The sequence below is a fragment of the Paenibacillus plantiphilus genome (genome assembly GCF_927798095.1).
Classification (GTDB): domain Bacteria; phylum Bacillota; class Bacilli; order Paenibacillales; family Paenibacillaceae; genus Paenibacillus_Z; species Paenibacillus_Z plantiphilus.
In genome coordinates this window covers 123,709-144,628 of sequence record NZ_CAKMMF010000014.1, presented here as the reverse complement: position 1 = coordinate 144,628, position 20,920 = coordinate 123,709, and the positions used below count along the sequence as shown (strand labels likewise).

At 49.8% G+C, this 20,920-nt stretch carries 6 protein-coding genes; all 6 read left to right on the top strand.

Features of this window, described 5'->3' with window-relative positions; all coding sequences use genetic code 11:
• The first annotated feature begins 2 nt into the window (after positions 1-2).
• The 6 genes from L6H65_RS13990 to L6H65_RS13965 all read left to right on the top strand — a co-directional run bounded on the left by L6H65_RS13990 (position 3) and on the right by L6H65_RS13965 (position 20,632).
• Complete coding sequence (locus L6H65_RS13990) at positions 3-1,331, top strand: HlyD family type I secretion periplasmic adaptor subunit (RefSeq protein WP_236343157.1); 1,329 nt, start codon at positions 3-5, stop codon at positions 1,329-1,331.
• Positions 1,332-1,348: 17 nt separating this feature from the next.
• Complete coding sequence (locus L6H65_RS13985; protein WP_236343156.1) at positions 1,349-4,210, top strand: hypothetical protein; 2,862 nt, start codon at positions 1,349-1,351, stop codon at positions 4,208-4,210.
• Between the two features lie 59 nt (positions 4,211-4,269).
• Positions 4,270-5,049, top strand: a complete 780-nt coding sequence (locus tag L6H65_RS13980) for a hypothetical protein (protein ID WP_236343155.1) — start codon at positions 4,270-4,272, stop codon at positions 5,047-5,049.
• Positions 5,050-5,168: 119 nt separating this feature from the next.
• Positions 5,169-5,861 (top strand): hypothetical protein, encoded by a 693-nt coding sequence (locus L6H65_RS13975; RefSeq protein WP_236343154.1) that lies wholly within the window; start codon positions 5,169-5,171, stop codon positions 5,859-5,861.
• Between the two features lie 212 nt (positions 5,862-6,073).
• Positions 6,074-6,763, top strand: coding sequence for a hypothetical protein (locus L6H65_RS13970; protein ID WP_236343153.1), 690 nt, complete (start codon positions 6,074-6,076; stop codon positions 6,761-6,763).
• A gap of 15 nt (positions 6,764-6,778) precedes the next feature.
• A complete protein-coding gene (locus L6H65_RS13965; RefSeq protein ID WP_290370427.1) occupies positions 6,779-20,632 on the top strand; it encodes a calcium-binding protein in 13,854 nt (4,617 codons plus the stop codon).
• Positions 20,633-20,920: the final 288 nt, after the last annotated feature.

Genomic DNA, 20,920 nt, shown 5'->3' with positions numbered 1-20,920 from the left:
GTATGTTTGGAATAAGAAGCAAGGATCGGCTTGAGTACGAGTTTATGCCGGATGCGATGGAAATCGAGGAAACACCGCCATTGCCCTTGGGCAGATGGCTCATATGGACAATAGGCAGTCTGTTCACGATAGCGGTTATTTGGTCCTGTATCGGGCAGGTTGACGAAGTGGCTACAGCGAGGGGCAAGGTGTTCCCTGAAGGAAGAACGAAGGTGCTGCAGCCGATGGAGGAAGCGTCGATCAAGTCCATATTCGTGGAGGAAGGCCAGCGTGTGAAGAAGGGCATGGTATTGATCGAGTTCGACAGTACCGTTGCCGTCGCTGATCAGGAAGGTCTCCAGAGGGGGCTGATGATTGCGCAAATTGAGAAGGATATGATCGCAGCCGAGCTTCTTGGAGATCCCTATGTGCTCTCTAATTACGGAGCGGACGGACAGCAGGCGGAGGCCAAAGAAATTGTTGATATGCAGCAGCAGCTGCGGGAAGCAAGAGATAATGCCTATGCAAGCAGGCTCGGGGCAGCCGAGCTTGTCGTCGCACAGCGGGAGAAGGATGTGACGCTGGCCCAATCCAAATTGGAATCCTTGCAAAAGCAGCTGCAGCTCAACAAATTATCGCGCTCAGAAGAGCAGGCGGATTCAACCTCAGTGGCAGACTTATTGAAAGAAGATAATAAAGTGGTTCAATCTGAGCGGGATATAGCGGATCAAGAGAGGAAGATCGAGCAGGCCGAGGATGCTTTGTCCGAGGCGCAGCAGAACGTAAGCGCCATCGAGGAGCAGCGGAAGAGAGAGCTGCTTGACTTGCTGGTAGAGAAGGAAAAGGCGATTACGAGTCTGAATGCAGAGCTGACCAAGGCCACTAAGAAAAAGGATTTGCAGCAGCTGATATCACCTGTAGACGGTACGATCCACGGCATCTCATCGCTTACGATCGGCGGTGTCGTCAAACCGGCGGAAGCGGTTATTTCCGTTGTTCCAGAGGATACGCCGCTAATCGTGGAGGCAACCGTCACCAATCAGGATATCGGCTTCATCAAGGTCGGGCAGGAGGTATTCTTGAAGGTGGATACGTTTCCTTTTCAGAAGTACGGTTATCTTTATGGCGAGCTCTTGCATATTAGCCCGGACGCCTTCGATGACGAGAAGCTGGGACCTGTGTACAAGGCCAAAGTTAAGATACGCTCGAATGAATCGTCACGGGGAGTGGCAATTCATCTCGTGCCGGGCATGTCGCTGACAGCTGAGGTCAAGACCGGCCAGCGCCGAATTATTGAGTTTTTCCTGTCACCTATTATGAAGTCAGTCGAAGAGGGCTTTAAACTACGTTAAGCGAGGAAGTTAGAGGGATGCGCAAATTCCGTTTATTCATCTGCTGTTTCATTATATTGTCAATCACGCTGGCCTTGAATGGCCGCACCGATCAGACAGCCGCCGCAGGCAAGGCCGTATCGACAGTAACGGTAGGCAAAATTGCCGTCGGCCAAACAACAATCGAGGTGATCGAGCCCCAGTTGACGAATTGGGGCAGCTCTGCGGTGTTTTCATTTCGTGTACGAGTAACCAACAACAGCAGTCAGCCGGAGAAGCTGATGCGTTTCGACTTCAAGGTTGCAACCGGGCAGGGAGCTGCTATTGCCGCCAAATTGGCAAGCAAGGATATAAGCACAACGATCAAGTCGAATTCTTATCAGGAATTTCAGTATTATGCGGAGGTAACCTCTCGTGAAACGCTCGGCAATCTCAAGCTGGTCGTCTCCGAATGGAATATTCATTATGCTGATTTCACGAAGAAGCTTGGCGTCATTGCGATTCCTGCTTCCTATCGTCCAACGGTTGGCATAGGTGACTCCAAGACGACGCAGATCAATCGGCAGCAGGTCAATCTCTCAACGAGCCATTTTTATTCTTTTGACCATTCGGACCATATGTCTCTGTCATTGAATCTTCATGTGCAGAATTGGGGGAAGAGCCAGCTCGAAATGCCTCAATATGCGTATTACTTGAAATCCGCTGAGGGTGTCCTGTATGAGCTGAAGCAGTTGGAGCAGGCATCGCAGGCCGTTGAATCCAAAGGACATCGTTCGATGATGCTGTACACGACGGTTCCGAAAAAAATGAGCAATCAAAAGTTCCAGCTTTTAATCGCACAGAAAGCAGGCGGCGATGGCGCTGTTTATGCGTCACAGTACGGATTTGAATTAGGGACTCCACAGAGCTGGAAGGCCATGAAGCCGTCAAGCGCTCCGGTCACGATTGCTTTTAACGAAGGGCAGTTCATGTTCAGTCTCAATAAAGCCGAATCAGCGAGCTATGATGGCGATGGCACAGCCCAGATTGCTGCCACGTTCCAAATTAAGAATACACGCCAGCTCAGTTTGCCATTGCCGAAATTAACGGCATTCTATGATATCAACGGGATACGATATGATGCCAAGCTGACGATCGGCAACGAGACAGGGCGATTGCTGCCGAAAGCTGTTGCAAGCGCTCATATGATTGCGGAAATTCCGAATGGGCTGGTTGCCGGCAAGAAGACACTGTATGTCATGGAGGTCCTCGCTGAAGGAGACAGCCCTGTATACCGCCCTCTGTTTGCCTATCAGGTTGAGCAGCAGGCATCGCCGGATGACAGTACTTCCCTGTACGGATACAAGTTTATTCAGAAGCACGGCGTCGAGCTGGCGCTTCATATTGAATCCATAGCCGTCCAGAAGGCCGGAAGCCAGCAGAAGGTCAATGGAATCATCAATATCGAGAACATCGGGAACCGTTCCGTTCAATTAGGCCAATATCGGGTTAGCTTGTTGACGAATGCAGGTATGGCGTATAGCGAACAATCAGGGGAAGGCTCCAGCGGAACGACACTGCAGCCAGGCTTTGCGCATAGCAAGACATTCGAGCTTACGCTTCCTGCCAATGCGAGTCTTACACAGGCTTCGATCAGATTGGAGGAGGCCATCGTGGACAATAACGATGACTTCTATCGTCCTGTTGCCAGCTTCACCATAAGCAGCGCGGGGGAGCTTGCAGCTGTGCAGGATAAGTGGAGCGATCTCATCTCAGACAGCGGCACATATCGTATAAAGACAGTATCGACGAATCGATTGCCGCTGGAGGATAAGGACATTATCGTTACTGAGGTGCAGGTCAAGGGAAAAGGTCGCGAGGGGCTTCCGCCGCCGCAATTGTCGGCGGGCTATATTCTGGATGGACAAACAAAGATCGATGCCGTCATTGTGCCGATGGATGACATTGCGTCTATCGCTGGTCAGACGCTGACCTATCAAGTTATTGGCGAGCTGCCGTATTCGTCGGTTGTCCGCAAGGCTGCTCTATCGATTTCAATTGAGGGAACCGCTCGCAAGAGCGCCCTCCAGTTTAATATCAGCAGCATGAGTCCGGTACAGAGCTATGACGGGGATCAATTGTACGCCGTCGGCGCAATAGGGAACAGCTCTGAGGTAAAGCTTCTTCATGTGCAGACCTATAAGGGAGATCGAGATGACTTAATCGAAGTGCAGTTCCTTCAGAAGTCGCTCAATAAACGAAGCGTGCAGCCGAATCAGCTTGCCGGCTATCTGGTCGGCGCCGACGAGACTTACTATCCGCTTGCCTTCAGTGAGCAGAGCGCGAAGATGAATAACGGGGAATATGCCGTTCTTTCGGCGACGGCCAAGGTTCCAGGCGGAACGAAGAGCGGCTCCCTGCAATTGCTGCTGGGGCAAGGCGTGAGCGGCGGCAAGCTTGCCAAGGGGAGCGGCAGTTCGAGCGGATATGTCAGGGCTGTGCGATATCAGCTGCCTGCCGAAGCAGAAGCAGTAGCAGTAGCAGTAGCTGAAACCCCCTCCACCACAACGGGGTTGAAAATGCTCGATATTAGCCCTTACGCGCTGACCGTTCATGCTGTAAGACCAAAGGTGTCCACAGGCATACTAACCTATGACTTGGAGGCGGAATTGGTTAAGAAAATGGATTTTCACCACTTTGAGTCGAAGCATGAGCTGGTAGTCGAGCTGATCGACAATAAGGGCAACAAGAGCGAGGAATCGTTCTTTATCAATAACGGGAGCTCCGGTCAGCAATTACGGCTTGGCAAAGAAGTTTACGAGCTGCAGGCATTGGCGTTTGAAGCAGCGTCCAGAGTCAATTTCTATGTGAGATTGGATGGTTATAAGAAATTGCTTGCTTCTTCGGCTGTTGCCTATTGATTCCTTGTCCATTGGTTAGTCGTTGATCCAAATGAATACAAGTGGAAGTGGCGAATACTGTGAAAAAAGTTATAGTTGGATTTTCAGTGCTCTTTCTAATTCTGTTTCTGTATTTCTATTTTGCGCCGAGAAGGCCAGAGCTGTATGAGCGGGCGCGTACGGCTGCAGAAAGCTTTATGAAAGAGAAGTACGGCAAACAAATGAAAGCAGATTCAGTAGACTATCACTCCAATGAGAACCAATCCTATTATGCTGTCGAGATGATTCCGCTTGATTCAGAGCATGAGGTCAGCATTGCGGTCAATGTGGCGTTGTATAAGGCGGGACACAATGTGCTGAATGCTGACCTAGATGGTGACTTTTTGAATTATTTGATAGGCGAGGACATGAACGCCAGGCTGCATCAGCTTGTGAAGAGTGAGTACCACCGCTTCAAAAGTGATGTGGATATTAAATTCAAGTTTAATGGTTTTAGCATCAATGACCGTGCCAAGCTTTTAAACCGTGAAAACTTCGGATCATATTTTTTCGATATTACCTTTTATATTTTGCAAAAAGGGAAGACGGTTGATCTCGATGCCGAATCGTTAACACTGCTAAATATAATAGCCAAACTCCACAAATTCGGATTGAAGGACTACGGTTTAAGAGTCGTCGTGCTTAATGACAGTAATAAACAATATTATTCGGAAAATAGTGCAGAGATCGAAAAATTGATAGCGGGCAGAAAAGCGGATTTCAGCGGTTTCCATTTCGATTCATCTCAAGCGGAACAAATAAAGACAGCTGAAGATATTAAAAGATACTTTGTTGAAAGATTAGGTGAAGGACAGAGCTGACCGAGGGAAATGTCCGAAGCTTAACGGATATGGGAAGCTGCTCGCTATAACGTCTATTTGTGGCGGACAGCTGGTAGCCGGCGAAGTGCTAGTTCAGAAAGCTGAAAGTGGGGGATCAAATGAAGCGAGCGCTGGTATTCATTGCAGTGTGCTTGGTATTAGCCATTCCTGCTGGCTGTGACAAATCCTACACCGAAGAAGAGAAGGCGTTTATGAAGGAGGCCGAGCTGAAGATTGAAAGCCTTCTTCATGAGGATGTAACTGTTACGGATATGCTCAAAGGAGAATATATCTTTAAAATCTTGATTTCTGGATATGTGAATCGAGTGGACTATCCGTTTGAATTTGATACGAATGAGGAGCTGAATGGTTTTGATTTCCTTAGCAGCTTTCATTTGAACCTAATGAGTTTTGATGCAAGAGAAGATTTTGAGGATATTATTAATGCTTCCTTCCCTGAGAAAACAGTTTTTGATCCCGATGTACATGTGGGCAAGATCAAGACGGAAGAGAAGTTTTTGAGCTATAAGCAATATAAGGAGAAGTACGCGGGAGAGATCATATATTCCTTGACCGTGGACAGAGATGTTGAGCTGAATCAAGAGACGGTTGAGCGTGAGGCGAAGGCAACGTATGCCTTCATTCAGTCTCTACGTGCTAAAGGCCTGAAAATTAGCTTTCTTAGAATGAAATATCCAGGTATGGTGATTATTGATTTGAAGAATTTTAGTGATCCTGACGAATCGTTGGATGAAACGGCGATTGGAGAAATATTCAAAGAGAAATTGGATGCCAATAAAATATCAAAATAGAAGAGGGGAACGACATCTCAAGCGGAACATATACGGACAGCTGAAGATATTAAAAAATACTTTGTTTAAAGATTAGGTGAAGGACAGAGCTGACCGAGGGAAATGTCCGAAGCTTAACGGATACGGGAAGCTGCTCGCTGCAACGTCTATTTGTGGCGGACAGCTGGTAGCCGGCGAAGTGCTAGTTCAGAAAGCTGAAAGTGGGGGATCAAATGAAGCGAGCGCTGGTATTCATTGTATTGTGCCTGGCAATAGCCATTCCTGCAGGCTGTGACAAATCCTACACGGAAGAAGAGAAGGCGTTTATGAAAGAGGCCGAGCTGAAGATTGAAAGCCTTCTTCATGAGGATGTAACTGTTACGGATATGCTCAAAGGAGAATATATCTTTAAAATCTTGATTTCTGGATATGTGAATCGAGTGGACTATCCGTTTGAATTTGATACGAATGAGGAGCTGAATGGTTTTGATTTCCTTGACAGCTTTCATTTGAACCTAATGAGTCTTGATGCAAGAGAAGATTTTGAGGATATTATTAATGCTTCCTTCCCTGAGAAAACAGTTGTTGATCCCTTTGTACATGTGGGCAAGATCAAGACGGAAGAGAAGTTTTTGAGCTATAAGCAATATAAGGAGAAGTACGCGGGAGAGATCATATATTCCTTGACCGTGGACAGAGATGTTGAGATGAATCAAGAGATGGTTGAGCGTGAGGCGAAGGCAACGTATGCCTTCATTCAGTCTCTACGTGCTAAAGGCCTGACAATAAGCGAGATAAGTATGAAATATAAAGGGATGGTTGTTGATTTGAAGAATATTAGTGATCCTGATAATTCGTTGGATGAAACGGCGATTGGACAGATGTTCAAAGAGAGATTGGATGTCAATAAAAAATCAAAATAGAAGAGGGGAACGACAATGAGTGTACGGGATTTTAGTTATGGATTTTTAAGCGCAGTTGTGTATGACCAATTAAGAGGCCAGCCTGATCTTGAGATAGGAGCGAAATTCGACGACAGATTTTCTAATTATTGGGAAGTTATCGGAGTTGTCGACGACAACAGCACCTTTTCTTATGATGGAAGCGGTCTATATGCTGCTGCTTTCAAAGAATTCGATACAGCGGGAAATTCAACAGGCAATATTGTCATTTCTATTCGCGGAACAGACAATCCTTATAAAATCGGAAATATTACATGGAATAAACCTAGTACATGGGATGACTTTATACCTTTTCTTGAAGATGCTTATTACAGTGATTACTTAGGAGTTGCACAAGGGGGGGATAACCCGCAGCTTCCGGAAGCGATCAAATTTATTGATTCCATTATTACGGGCTTCGGCGGGAGTAATAATATATCTATCACAGGCCAGTCTCTGGGTGGATATATCAGCAGTCTTCTGGCGGCACACTATCAGGGCTCTGCAAGCGCAACTAATCACGGTCTGAACGCAGTTACCTTCAATGCGCCGGGAGTAGCTGATGCTTCCCAATATACGGGCAATTATGATGCCAGCATCGTGAACTATGTCAGCTCATCAGACGTTGTAGGCAATGTTGGCACGCACTTGGGGCAAACCTATATCTTCAATCAGGGCTTCGCTACCATTGGCCGAACTCCTGACTTTACCAAATTTTCAGATATCGCTGCATATTTTGAGAAAATGCTATTTGGAAGACATAACGTAGAAGAGCTTTTAATACCGGGTGGATATGCCGGCGGCAGTTTCTTAAGAGGGGATTATTCTTCATACTTTATTAAATCGGATGGCACATTGAATAACGGGAATTTTGTGAGAAGTAAAGCAACCAACAATAATTCGAATTTGAACAATGTCATCCGTTATTACATTGAGGATTTTCTCAAGCCGTTTACGATTGCTGATCAGAATGACATGACAGGAACTTGGGCAGATAATTTTATTGATTATTCTGAATCGGTAGTAAATGCATTCCATGGGATGTTCCAGAGCATGTCGGAAGATAAGGACATCACGCCTTATTTTATCAAAGGGACAGATAATTCAGATGTATTGAATGGGGACTATTTAAACAATGTTTTACTCGGTGGAGATGACGACGATCACTTAACGGGGAATTCCGGCGAGGATCTTCTGCTGGGTGAAGCCGGCAATGACGTGCTTGATGGCGGACTTGGATCTGACATTTTATATGGAGGCAGCGGCGACGATACTCTTATCGGTGGAATTGGCGGTGATTATCTGAAGGGAGGGAAGGGGTCTGACAGCTATGTATTCGAAAAAGGCTTCGGATCGGATACGATAGAGGATCAATACGATGAGAACGAGGTTATTATTAAGGGCTATGCTCTCAAAGATTTATATGTGACGAGGAATGGCACAGATATCGTCTTCAATTTCCACTCCAGTCATGATCAAATTACGGTTAAAAGTGGGACGATCATTGAATTTGTGGAGATTCAAACTCCTATGGAATGGGGCACAATAACCCATCGTAAGAGATTTGCTGAGCTTGTGGCAATTGAGGGGACAAGCGGGAACGATATTCTGTTTGGAACGGAATATAATGACACCATCATTGGATACGCTGGAGATGATACGCTGTTTGGAGAAGACGGCGATGATACGATTCTGGGCGGTGTAGGCGTTGATGAGCTTTACGGCGATGACGGGGAGGACATGCTGCTCGGCGGTGAGGGCAACGACATTCTCTATGGCGGAGATGGGATCGATGAGCTGCTCGGTGAAGTGGGCGATGATGAACTGCATGGTGGTGAAGGCAAGGATACTTTAATTGGCGGAACAGGCAACGATACGCTTTATGGCGGCGAAGATGCGGATATTTATGTGTTCCACAAAGGTGATGGCACTGACCAGATCATCGATTCCAGCGACGATAATATATTGCAACTAAACGGCTATAGCTGGACTGACATGGAGATATCCTTCCCAGTGCCAGGAGCGTCGGATTTTATGACGTTAAAATTCAGCAACTCAGACAAGATCGAGATTTATGGTTTATTCTCTCCTGTTATTCAGTTTATAGAGTTCATGGATACGAATCAAAAGGTTCTGAAAAAGGTCGATTTATCTATACTCATTGATGAAATCGCCAAATCGAGAGATTCCTTGTTCGGCATGCAATTTGGTATTGGTAGTATTGCAGCCGAATTTGATAGAGCAAGTATTATCGCTCCGGCTCCTGTTGATCCGCTCATCCTTGATCTGGATGGGGATGGAATCGAGACGACCAATGTGAATGATAGTCCGCATTTCGATCATGATGGCAACGAATTCGCGGAGCGGAGCGGGTGGGTAGCGCCGGATGACGGCTTGCTGGCTATGGACCGCAATAATGATGGCATCATTAATGACGGAACGGAGCTGTTCGGGGATTTCACACCATTGTCGGATGGTACGAGGGCTGCCAATGGATTCGCTGCGCTGGCGGATCTGGACAGCAATCGCGATGGGAAAATCAATGCCGGGGATGCCAGATTCGGGGAACTGAGAGTTTGGCGGGATCTTAATCAGGACGGGCTATCCAGCTCTGATGAGCTGTTTACGATGGGGCAATTGAACATTAAGGAGATCAGCACTTCTAATACTGCTGTCAATCGGACAGACGCGCAGGGAAATCTGAAGCGGGCTGTGGGAACGTATGCCAAGCATGATGGCAGTGTGCATGAAGTCGGAGAGTACATGCTTGTACGCGATGAAATGAATAGCCAGGCGAAGCAAATTCTTGACGTTCCGACAGATATCAAGCTGCTTCCGAACGTCCGGGGATACGGCAATGTGCATTCTCTTCATCAAGCAATGATAAGGGATGCGGAGCTGAAGAAGCTCGTTGCAGCGTTCACGCAGGAGAAGAGCATTACGGTTCGCTCCATTACGCTGGACAATATTCTATACCGCTGGACGGGGAGCGCGAAGATTGATCCGACCTCCAGAGGCGGTTTAGTTGATGCCAGAAAAATTGCAGCCATGGAGCGGCTGCTGGGCAAATCCTTCCTTGGCACATCCTCTAATGGCATTCCGAATGCTTTGGCTGCCGATGTGCTGCATGCAGCGTATCAACAGCTATCAGAGAGTATATACGGCAAGCTGATCTCTCAATCTCATCTCAAGCCATTAACAGCATCAATCTCTTATTCCATCGGAGCCTCGGGCGCAATTGCAACCAACATTTCGCTCGTTATGCAGCGTTTGCAGAGCCTGTTTCTTACTGAGCCGGATAAAGGGCGGGAGCAAATCAGCGAGTTTGTAAGAATGCTTCGCGGCTTGGGGATGGAAGCCAATGTGGATATGAAGCATCTGAGAGATACTTTTGTGGGGATGGATGCTTCGTTGGGATGGACTATTGATTCGGCAGGCCGATATACGCGGCTTGGTACTGCGGTTAATGATACTGTTAATGGCTCCTCTGCTCATGATGCGCTCAAGGGAGCCGAAGGCGATGATATTATTAACGGGCTGGCCGGCGATGATGCGCTCTATGGCGATCAGGGAGCTGACAAGCTGTACGGCGGCGATGGAGCTGACCTTCTGGATGGCGGCGTCGGCAACGATTATATGGAGGGTGGAGCAGGCAACGATACGTATATGTTCCGCAAGGGTGACGGCGAGGATACGATTAATGAGAACGGCACGGGAAGCATTTCGGACACGCTGCGGCTCATTGATATAACGCCTGAAGAGGTAACCGTCAATCGAATTGGCAATGATCTGGAGCTTCTTGTAAACGGAAGTGCGGATAAGGTGACGATTCGGAACTATTTTCAAAACCAATCCTTGGTCGAACAGATTCAATTCGCTGACGACAGCATATGGAAATACGCGGATGTGTACAGTTTTTCGTTGAATCTGACAGGTACCGAGAATCAGGATACACTGACAGGCAATGGCGGCAACGATGTTCTAATCGGCCTTGAAGGAAATGATCGGCTGAACGGCAATGAAGGAGATGACCGTCTTCTTGGGGGTATCGGCTTTGATGCGCTTAATGGCGGGGCAGGTAATGACTATCTGGACGGCGGCAGCGGCGATGATACCCTTGAAGGGGGAAGCGGCATTGATATGCTTATTGGCGGGAGCGGCAATGATGCGCTGTATGGACAGGAAGGCGATGACAGTCTGATCGGAGGGGAAGGCTCGGACGTGCTGAATGGCGGCATCGGATCGGACCTTTTAGACGGGGGGACTGGCAACGACCAACTGGATGGCAGCGCGGGCAATGATGTCTATTTATTCAGCAAGGGATATGGCCAGGATACGATCTATGATTATGATTCAACTGCAGGTAATGTCGATACACTTCGAATGACGGATATTGCTTCGAGTGAAGCTGTGCTGAGCCGCAGCGGCGATCATTTGATTATAACTCTAGCGGACAGCGATGATCGGATAACACTCCAGAATTATTTTTATAGTCACGCTTATAGAATCGAACGGTTTGAATTTGCTGACGGAATCACTTGGATGTATGCGGATGTACTGAATCAGCCTATCCAGCTATTAACAGGAATAACCCTCTATGGAACAGCTGCGGACAACACCCTTACAGGCGTCAGCGGTAATGATTATTTGGAGGGTTACGGAGGAAACGATTCATTGTTTGGCGAGGGCGGTGATGATCGCCTGTATGGCTCAGAGGGTAATGACAGCCTGAACGGCGGTTCCGGGAACGATGTGCTGTACGGTGGATCAGGGTTGGATACGCTGGACGGAGGCCTTGGCAACGATACGTTGGAAGGCGGCAGCGGCAATGATACGTATTTGTTCCGCAAGGGAGATGGTCAGGACGTCATCGCCGACCTGGATGGGACAAGCGGCAATATGGATAGACTGCGGCTTGTCGATATTATGCCGGATGAGGTTGCGATTTCGCGCAGCGGCGATCATTTGATTATTGCTGTGAAGGGAAGCGCGGATAGAATCACGATTCAAAATTATTACGCCTACTCCTACTACTCTTCTTCCTACGGCTATCACTATCGAGTGGAGCAAGTCGCGTTCGCGGATGGGACGGTCTGGACGTATGAGGATGTCTATCGTCAGGCGATGAATCTGATCGGAACGGATGGCAATGATACGCTGACCGGCAATTCGGGTGATGATAGTCTGAGCGGCTTGGCAGGCGACGATACGCTGCAAGGCAATGACGGTCACGATCAATTGTCCGGAGCAGCCGGGAATGATGCGCTCTATGGCGGCAATGGCAACGATCTGCTGGACGGGGGCAATGGCAATGATTACTTGGACGGCGGAGTCGGCAATGATACGCTGCTCGGCGGCTTGGGTAATGATAGTCTTTATGGTTCTGACGGCGATGACAGCCTGAATGGCGGAGTCGGCAATGATGCGATGTACGGGGGAGCAGGCTCGGATACGCTGGACGGAGGCCTGGGCAGCGATACGTTGGAAGGCGGCAGCGGCAATGATACGTATTTGTTCCGCAAGGGAGATGGTCAGGACGTCATCGCTGACCTGGATGGGACAAGCGGCAATCTGGATAGACTGCAGCTTGTCGATATTATGCCGGATGAGGTTGCGATTTCGCGCAGCGGCGATCATTTGATTATTGCTATTAAGGGTAGCACGGATAGAATCACGATTCAAAATTATTACGCCTATACCTACCATGCTTCCTCCTACGGCTATCACTATCGTGTGGAGCAAGTCGCGTTCGCGGACGGGACGGTCTGGACGTATGAGGATGTCTATCGTCAAGCGATGAATCTGATCGGAACGGAAGGCAACGATACGCTGTCCGGCAATTCGGGTGATGATATTCTGAGCGGCTTGTCAGGCGACGATGTCTTGTATGGTAATGATGGTCACGATCAGTTGTCCGGCGGAGCAGGTATCGATACGCTCTATGGCGGCAATGGCAACGATCTGCTGGATGGTGGAGTCGGCAATGATTATCTGGACGGCGGAGCCGGCAATGATACGCTGCTAGGTGGCAATGGCAATGATTATCTGTATGGTTCTGACGGTGATGACAGCCTGAATGGCGGAGTCGGCAATGATGCGCTGTATGGCGGAGCAGGCTCGGATACGCTGGACGGAGGCCTGGGCAGCGATACGCTGGAAGGCAGTATCGGCAACGATACGTATCTGTTCCGCAAGGGAGATGGCCAGGACGTCATCGTAGACTTGGATGGAACAAGCGGCAATCTGGATAGACTGCGGCTCGTCGATATTATGCCGGATGAGGTTGCGATTTCGCGCAGCGGCGATCATTTGATTATTGCTGTAAAGGGTAGTGACGACAGAATCACGATTCGAAATTATTACACCCATACCTACCATGCTTCCTCCTACGGCTATCACTATCGCGTGGAGCAAGTCGCGTTCGCGGACGGGACGGTCTGGACGTATGAGGATGTCAATCGTCAGGCGATGAATCTGATCGGAACGGAAGGCAATGATACGCTGTCCGGCAATTCGGGTGATGATATTCTGAGCGGCTTGGCAGGCGATGATGCCTTGTATGGCAATGATGGTCACGATCAGTTGTCCGGCGGTGCTGGTATGGATACGCTCTATGGCGGCAATGGCAACGATCTGCTGGATGGTGGAGTCGGCAATGATTATCTGGACGGCGGAGCCGGCAATGATACACTGGTAGGCGGTATTGGCGATGATCGTCTGTATGGTTCTGAGGGCGATGACAGCCTGAATGGCGGAGTCGGCAATGATGCGCTGTATGGCGGAGCCGGCTCGGATACGCTGGACGGAAATCTAGGGAACGATACTTTAGAAGGCAGTATCGGCAACGATACGTATCTGTTCCGCAAGGGAGATGGGCAGGACGTTATCGCAGACTTGGATGGAACAAGCGGCAATCTGGACACGCTGCGGCTTGTCGATATTATGCCGGATGAGGTTGCGATTTCGCGCAGCGGCGATCATTTGATTATTGCGGTTAAGGGAAGCGCGGATAGAATTACGATCCAAAATTATTATCTCCATACCTACCATGCTTCCACCTACGGCTATCACTATCGTGTGGAGCAGGTTGCGTTCGCGGACGGAACGGTCTGGACGTATGAGGATGTTTATCGTCAAGCGATGAATCTGATCGGAACGGAAGGCAACGATACGCTGGCTGGCAATTCGGGTGATGATATTCTGAGCGGCATGGCAGGTGACGATACGCTGCAAGGCAATGACGGTCACGATCAATTGTCCGGAGCAACTGGTAATGATGCGCTCTATGGCGGCAATGGCAACGATCTGTTGGATGGTGGAGTCGGCAATGATTATCTGGACGGCGGAGCCGGCAATGATACACTGGTAGGCGGCATTGGCGATGATCGTCTGTATGGTTCTGAGGGCGATGACAGTCTGAATGGCGGAGTCGGCAATGATGCGATGTACGGGGGAGCCGGCTCGGATATGCTGGACGGAGGTCAAGGCAGCGATACGCTGGAAGGCAGTGTCGGTAATGATACGTATCTGTTCCGCAAGGGAGATGGTCAGGACGTCATCGCCGACCTGGATGGGACAAGCGGCAATATGGATAGACTGCGGCTTGTCGATATTATGCCGGATGAGGTTGCGATTTCGCGCAGCGGCGATCATTTGATTATTGCTGTGAAGGGAAGCGCGGATAGAATTACGATCCAAAATTATTATCTCCATACCTACCATGCTTCTTCCTACGGCTATCACTATCGCGTGGAGCAAGTCGCGTTCGCGGACGGAACAGTCTGGACGTATGATGATATCTATCGTCAGGCGATGAATTTGGTCGGAACGGAAGGCAATGATACGCTGTCCGGCAATTCGGGTGATGATATTCTGAGCGGCATGGCAGGCGATGATGCCTTGTATGGCAATGACGGTCACGATCAGTTGTCCGGCGGAGCTGGGAACGATACGCTCTATGGCGGCAATGGCAACGACGCTCTGGATGGTGGCGAAGGCCATGATTATTTGGACGGCAATGCAGGCAACGATACGCTGCATGGCGGTGAGGGCAACGATCGTCTGTATGGTTCAGAGGGCGATGACAGCCTGAATGGCGGGGCAGGCAATGATGCGCTGTACGGCGGAGCAGGGTCGGATACGCTGGACGGAAGCCAAGGCAACGATACGCTGGAAGGCGGCAGCGGCAATGATACGTATCTGTTCCGCAAGGGAGATGGTCAGGACGTTATCACAGACTTGGATGGAACAACCGGCAATCTGGACACGCTGCGGCTCGTCGACATAATGCCGAATGAGGTGGCGATTTCACGCAACGGCGACCATCTGATCCTAGCTGTAAAGGGCAGCCAAGATAGAATCACGATTCAAAATTATTATACCTATACCTACCATGCTTCTTCCTACGGCTATCATTATCGTGTGGAGCAAGTCGCGTTCTCGGATGGAACGGTCTGGACGTATGACGATGTCTATCGTCAGGCGATGAATCTGGTCGGAACGGAAGGCAATGATACGCTGGCCGGGAATTCGGGTGACGATATTCTGAGCGGCTTGTCAGGTGACGATACGCTGCACGGCAATGACGGTCACGATCAATTGTCCGGAGCAGCTGGTAATGATGCGCTCTATGGCGGCAATGGCAACGATCTGCTGGACGGGGGCAATGGCAATGATTACTTGGACGGCGGAGTCGGCAATGATACGCTGCTCGGCGGCTTGGGTGATGATGGTCTGTATGGTTCTGACGGCGATGACAGCTTGAACGGCGGAGCCGGCAATGATACGCTGTCCGGCGGAGCCGGCTCGGATATCCTGGACGGAGGCCTGGGCAACGATACGCTGGGAGGCGGACTCGGCAACGATACGTATCTGTTCCGCAAGGGAGATGGGCAGGACCTAATTGCTGATAATGATTCAACGATCGGCAATTTGGACACGCTTCAGCTTGTTGATATTGCGCCGCAAGAGGTTGCGCTTACGCGCAGCGGCGATCATCTAATAGTCGCTATTAACGGCAGCAATGACAGAATTACGATTCAGCACTTTTTCTATAGTGTGAACTACCGTGTGGAGCGGATTTTGTTCGGGGAAGGCACTGTTTGGACGCAGGAAGATATATTGAGGCAGCCAATGAACCTCCTTGGAACAGAAGGTCAGGATACGCTGACAGGCAATAGCGGAGACGATTGGATAAGCGGCTTGGATGGCGATGATACTTTAACAGGCAATGAGGGGAACGACCAACTGTCGGGAGGCAGCGGCAATGACAGGCTTTATGGCGGAGCCGGCAATGACTTCCTGGACGGCGGTAGCGGGGATGATACGCTGGATGGCGGAACTGGAAGCGATACGCTGTTAGGCGGATCAGGATCAGACCAGTTGTCGGGAGGTGCAGATGCAGATATTCTCGATGGCGGGCTTGGCGATGATAGTTTGGACGGCGGTACTGGCAATGATACGTATCTATTCCGCAGAGGCGATGGTCAGGATACGATCCGCGACTATGACTCCGCAAGCGGCAATGTCGATATACTCAAGCTTCTAGATATTGCTCATGACGATGTGATGCTTAGCCGCATCGGCAATGATTTGATCATAAGCATTAGCGGCAGTACAGACAGCTTAACGGTGCAGGGCTATTTCAATATCAATTATCGGATGGAACAGATTCAATTCGGCGATGGAACGATTTGGAGCTATGAGGATGTTCTTAATCAACCGATTGTAGATATTACAGGTGTAACGAAGTATGGAACGGCAGCGGATGAGGCTCTTGCAGGCGGCTCCGGCAATGATTATCTGGATGGCCGCGATGGAAACGATATGTTGAACGGCGGCAGCGGGGCAGATGCGCTCTATGGCTCTGGCGGCAATGACAGTCTGTACGGAGAAGAAGGGGCGGACCGTCTGTTTGGCGGAGCCGGCAATGATATTCTGGATGGCGGCAACGGGAATGATTATCTGGAGGGCAGCTCCGGCAACGATACGTATCTGTTCAGCAAGGGCTCTGGTCAAGATACAATTTATGACGCTGATGCGACAGCCGGAAACGCGGATACGCTGAAGCTCGCTGATATTTTGCCTAGCGAAGTGAAGCTCCTTCGTATGGGAGACAACCTGGTCATTTCGATAATTAACAGCGTGGAGCGAGTGACGATCCGTGAATATTTCAACACAAGCGGCTATTATCGCGTGGAGAATATCCAGTTTGGGGATGGAACGCTATGGGAGTACAGCCATGTCATGAGCCAGACCATCTTCACCATTGGAACGGAGAGCAACGATACGCAAAATGGCGGTGAAGAACGCAATGTCATGAGCGGTCTTGGCGGCGATGATCGACTCAATGGCGGAGGCGGCAATGATACGCTGGATGGCGGCAGCGGTCATGATCTGCTGGACGGCGGTGCAGGCAACGATACACTGGCAGGCGGCAGCGGAAACGATACGCTGTATGGCAGAGACGGCGATGACAGTCTGAGCGGAGATGAAGGGGCCGATCAGTTGTACGGCAACAATGGCAACGACTTGCTGGATGGCGGAGCAGGCAATGATAATCTGGAAGGCGGCGCGGGCAACGATACGTATCTTTTCCGCAAGGGCTCTGGTCAGGATGTCATATATGAAGCGGATTCCACCAGCGGCAATAACGATATTTTGCGGTTGGTCGATATTGCTCCTGACGAGATTAAGCTTCTCCGTACCGGCGACCATCTCACGATTAGTATGAAGGACAGCACGGACAGCGTAATGATCCGGGAGTATTTTAACAGCAACGGATACTACAGAGTGGAGCAAATTGTATTTGCTGACGGAACGATATGGGACTACAGCGGGATTCTTGCTCAGACCGTATATGTAACAGGTACGGAGGACTTCAACGATACGCTTATCGGTGGCGATGAGAAGAATGTCATGCTTGGGCTGGGCGGCAATGATAGCCTGAACAGCGGCGGCGGCGATGATCTGCTGGATGGCGGCACGGGCAATGATAGTCTGCAGGGTGGAATCGGCAATGACATTCTGCTGGGTGGAGCGGGAGATGATTCGCTCAATGGGCAAGATGGCGCTGACAGCCTGAGCGGAGGCGAAGGAGCGGACCGCTTGTATGGCGGCAATGGCGCCGATCTGCTGGACGGAGGCGCGGGGAATGATACGCTGGAAGGAGGTACGGGCAATGATACGTATCTGTTCCGTAAAGGCTCCGGTCAAGATACGATTTATGACGGCGATGCTCTCAGCGGCAATATCGACACATTGATTCTGGAAGATATTAATCCAGGCGAGATTGTGCTTGCCCGAGACAACAATGAAAGCCTCATTGTGCGGGTAGCAGGAAGTGATGACAAAATTACGCTTCAAAGCTATTTCTCATCATCAGGTTATTACCGGATTGAACGCATTCAGTTCGCTGATGGAACGGTATGGGATTATTCCGCCATTATTGGACAACAGGTGCATACAACGGGAACTGAGGGCGATGATACATTCTACGGCGGCGATGAGAAGAATGTCATCTATGGTCTTGACGGTCACGATAGACTGTATGGCGGAGCGGGCGATGATCTGTTCGATGGCGGCATCGGAAATGACTCTCTATACGGTCAGACGGGTGATGATACGTTAAACGGCGGAGCAGGCGATGACCAATTGAACGGAGATGCTGGCGATGATAAGCTCTACGGGGGCGTTGGAGCAGATTCGTTAAGAGGGGGAGCCGGTTCGGATCTGCTGGATGGCGGAGCAGGTAATGACTCTCTTGAAGGCAGCGCCGGCAATGACACGTATCTGTTCAGAAGAGGAGACGGCCAGGATACGATCACCGAATATGATTCGACAGCCGGAAACGCAGATACATTGCAGTTCATGGATATTGCCTCAAGCGAAGTGAAACTCAGTCGAAGCGGCGATCACCTGATTATTAGCGTTAATGGGAGTACGGACAGTGTGACGATAAGGGACTATTTCTATTCATTGGGCTATTATCGGGTGGAGAGCATTACGTTCTCAGACGGAGTGACATGGGATTATAGCGGTGTCATAAGCCAGAAGATTTTCACCATTGGAACAGAAGGAAATGATTCGCAAGTCGGCGGTGAAGAGCGTAATGATATGTTAGGCTTGGGTGGCAATGACACGCTTGATGGCGGAGCGGGCAATGATGCTTTGAATGGCGGAGCCGGCAATGATGTTCTGAATGGTGGAGTTGGCGATGATATTCTGGACGGCGGAGTCGGTAATGATAGTCTTCAGGGTCAGGCAGGCAATGATAGATTGTCTGGCGGAGATGGCGACGATCTGCTGAATGGCGGTTTAGGAGACGACATTCTGGACGGCGGAGCGGACAATGATACGCTGGAGGGCAGCTCGGGCAATGACACCTACCTGTTCAGCAAGGGATATGGACAAGATATCATCTATGAGTATGACAGCACAGCTGGAAATACAGACACACTGCAGCTCGTTGATATTATGCCTGATGAGGTTACGCTCTCGCGCATAGGAGATAACCTGATCATTTTGGTTGACGGAACTGCGGACAAAATGACGATCCGTGAATATTTCAACACTTTCGGCTATTACCGCGTGGAGTATATTCAGTTCGGGGATGGAACGAAGTGGGATTACAATGGTGTCTTAAGCCAAACCATCTACACGGTCGGAACCGAAGGCAACGATACCCAGTATGGCGGCGACGAGATCAATGTGATGAGCGGATTGGGCGGTAATGATACTTTTGTCAGCGGAGCAGGCAATGACCAGTTGGACGGAGGCGCAGGCAACGATTCATTGCAAGGCGGAGCCGGAAACGATCTGCTGGATGGCGGCATTGGTATCGATTCATTGATCGGCGGAGCCGGCGATGATCGAATGGATGGCGGCAGCGGCAATGATACGCTCCAAGGAGAGTCCGGCAATGACACGTTGTTTGGGGGAGCTGACAATGATTCGCTCTACGGCGGAGCCGGCAATGACGTTCTCGACGGAGGGATTGGCAACGATATTCTGCAAGGGGATAGTGGCAATGATACGTATTTGTTCGGCAAAGGCTATGGGGAAGATACGATAACAGATTATGATTCAGCGAGCGGGAATATCGACACGCTGCAGCTGTTTGATATTGATCCCCAAGAGGTTGAGCTAAGCCGGAGCGGCGACAGCTTGACCATCGGTATTGTCGGCAGTACGGACAAAGTGACGATCCGTGAATATTTCAATACCTCTGGGTACTATCGCGTGGAACGGATATTGTTCGCCGATGGAACGGAGTGGGGCTTTGACAGCGTCATCGGCCAGCCAATCTATACGTTTGGCACTGCAGGCAATGATGTGCAGTACGGCGGTGACGAGAGCAACCACATGATTGGCCTCGGCGGCAATGACAACTTCTACGGCAGGGCTGGCGCTGATTATTTGGATGGCGGAGCTGGCAACGATACCCTCGATGGCGGAATCGGCAATGATACTTATATTTTCGGCTATGGGTATGGCCAGGATACGATTACGGATTATGACACAACTGCCAATAACGAGGATGTTGTGTATCTGAATGCGAATCCATTGGATTTGATTCTGGGCAAGTCTGGCAGCCATCTCACGATCTCGATCGATGGAACCGCGGATCAGTTGACCGTTAACAATTGGAATGGGGGTGTTCCCAACCAGGTGGAGCAGTTTATTGCGGAAGACGGCAATGTTCTGATGAATTATCAGGTCAACCAGTTGATCCAGGCGATGGCCGCCTATACTTCAAGCTCTGGTATGAGCTGGTCGCAGGCTGTTCAGGAAAGACCGAATGAAGTAAACAGCATCCTGTCGCAATATTGGGTGAAGACAGATTCAAATTAACTGCATTTTCGATAAGTACAACGGTTCTTCCGCTGGGAGCGGATGCGTGTGGACGTGGACTAGGTTTGATTAAAGTTGAAGATGCTGTTCCATTAGTAGAAAGCTGCTAATTGGGACAGCATCTTTTTCGTGCAGCGTACCTAGAGGCGCGAATCGTATAGTTAGTGAAAGTCAACTGCAGCAGGGATCAAGCAGCTTCGTAGCTAGACTACCTGCGTATGGTGGAATCTGTGCGTAGAAGCGTATCGACATATCCGCCTGCAGCGGCATGGTATGCTGTTCCCGCCG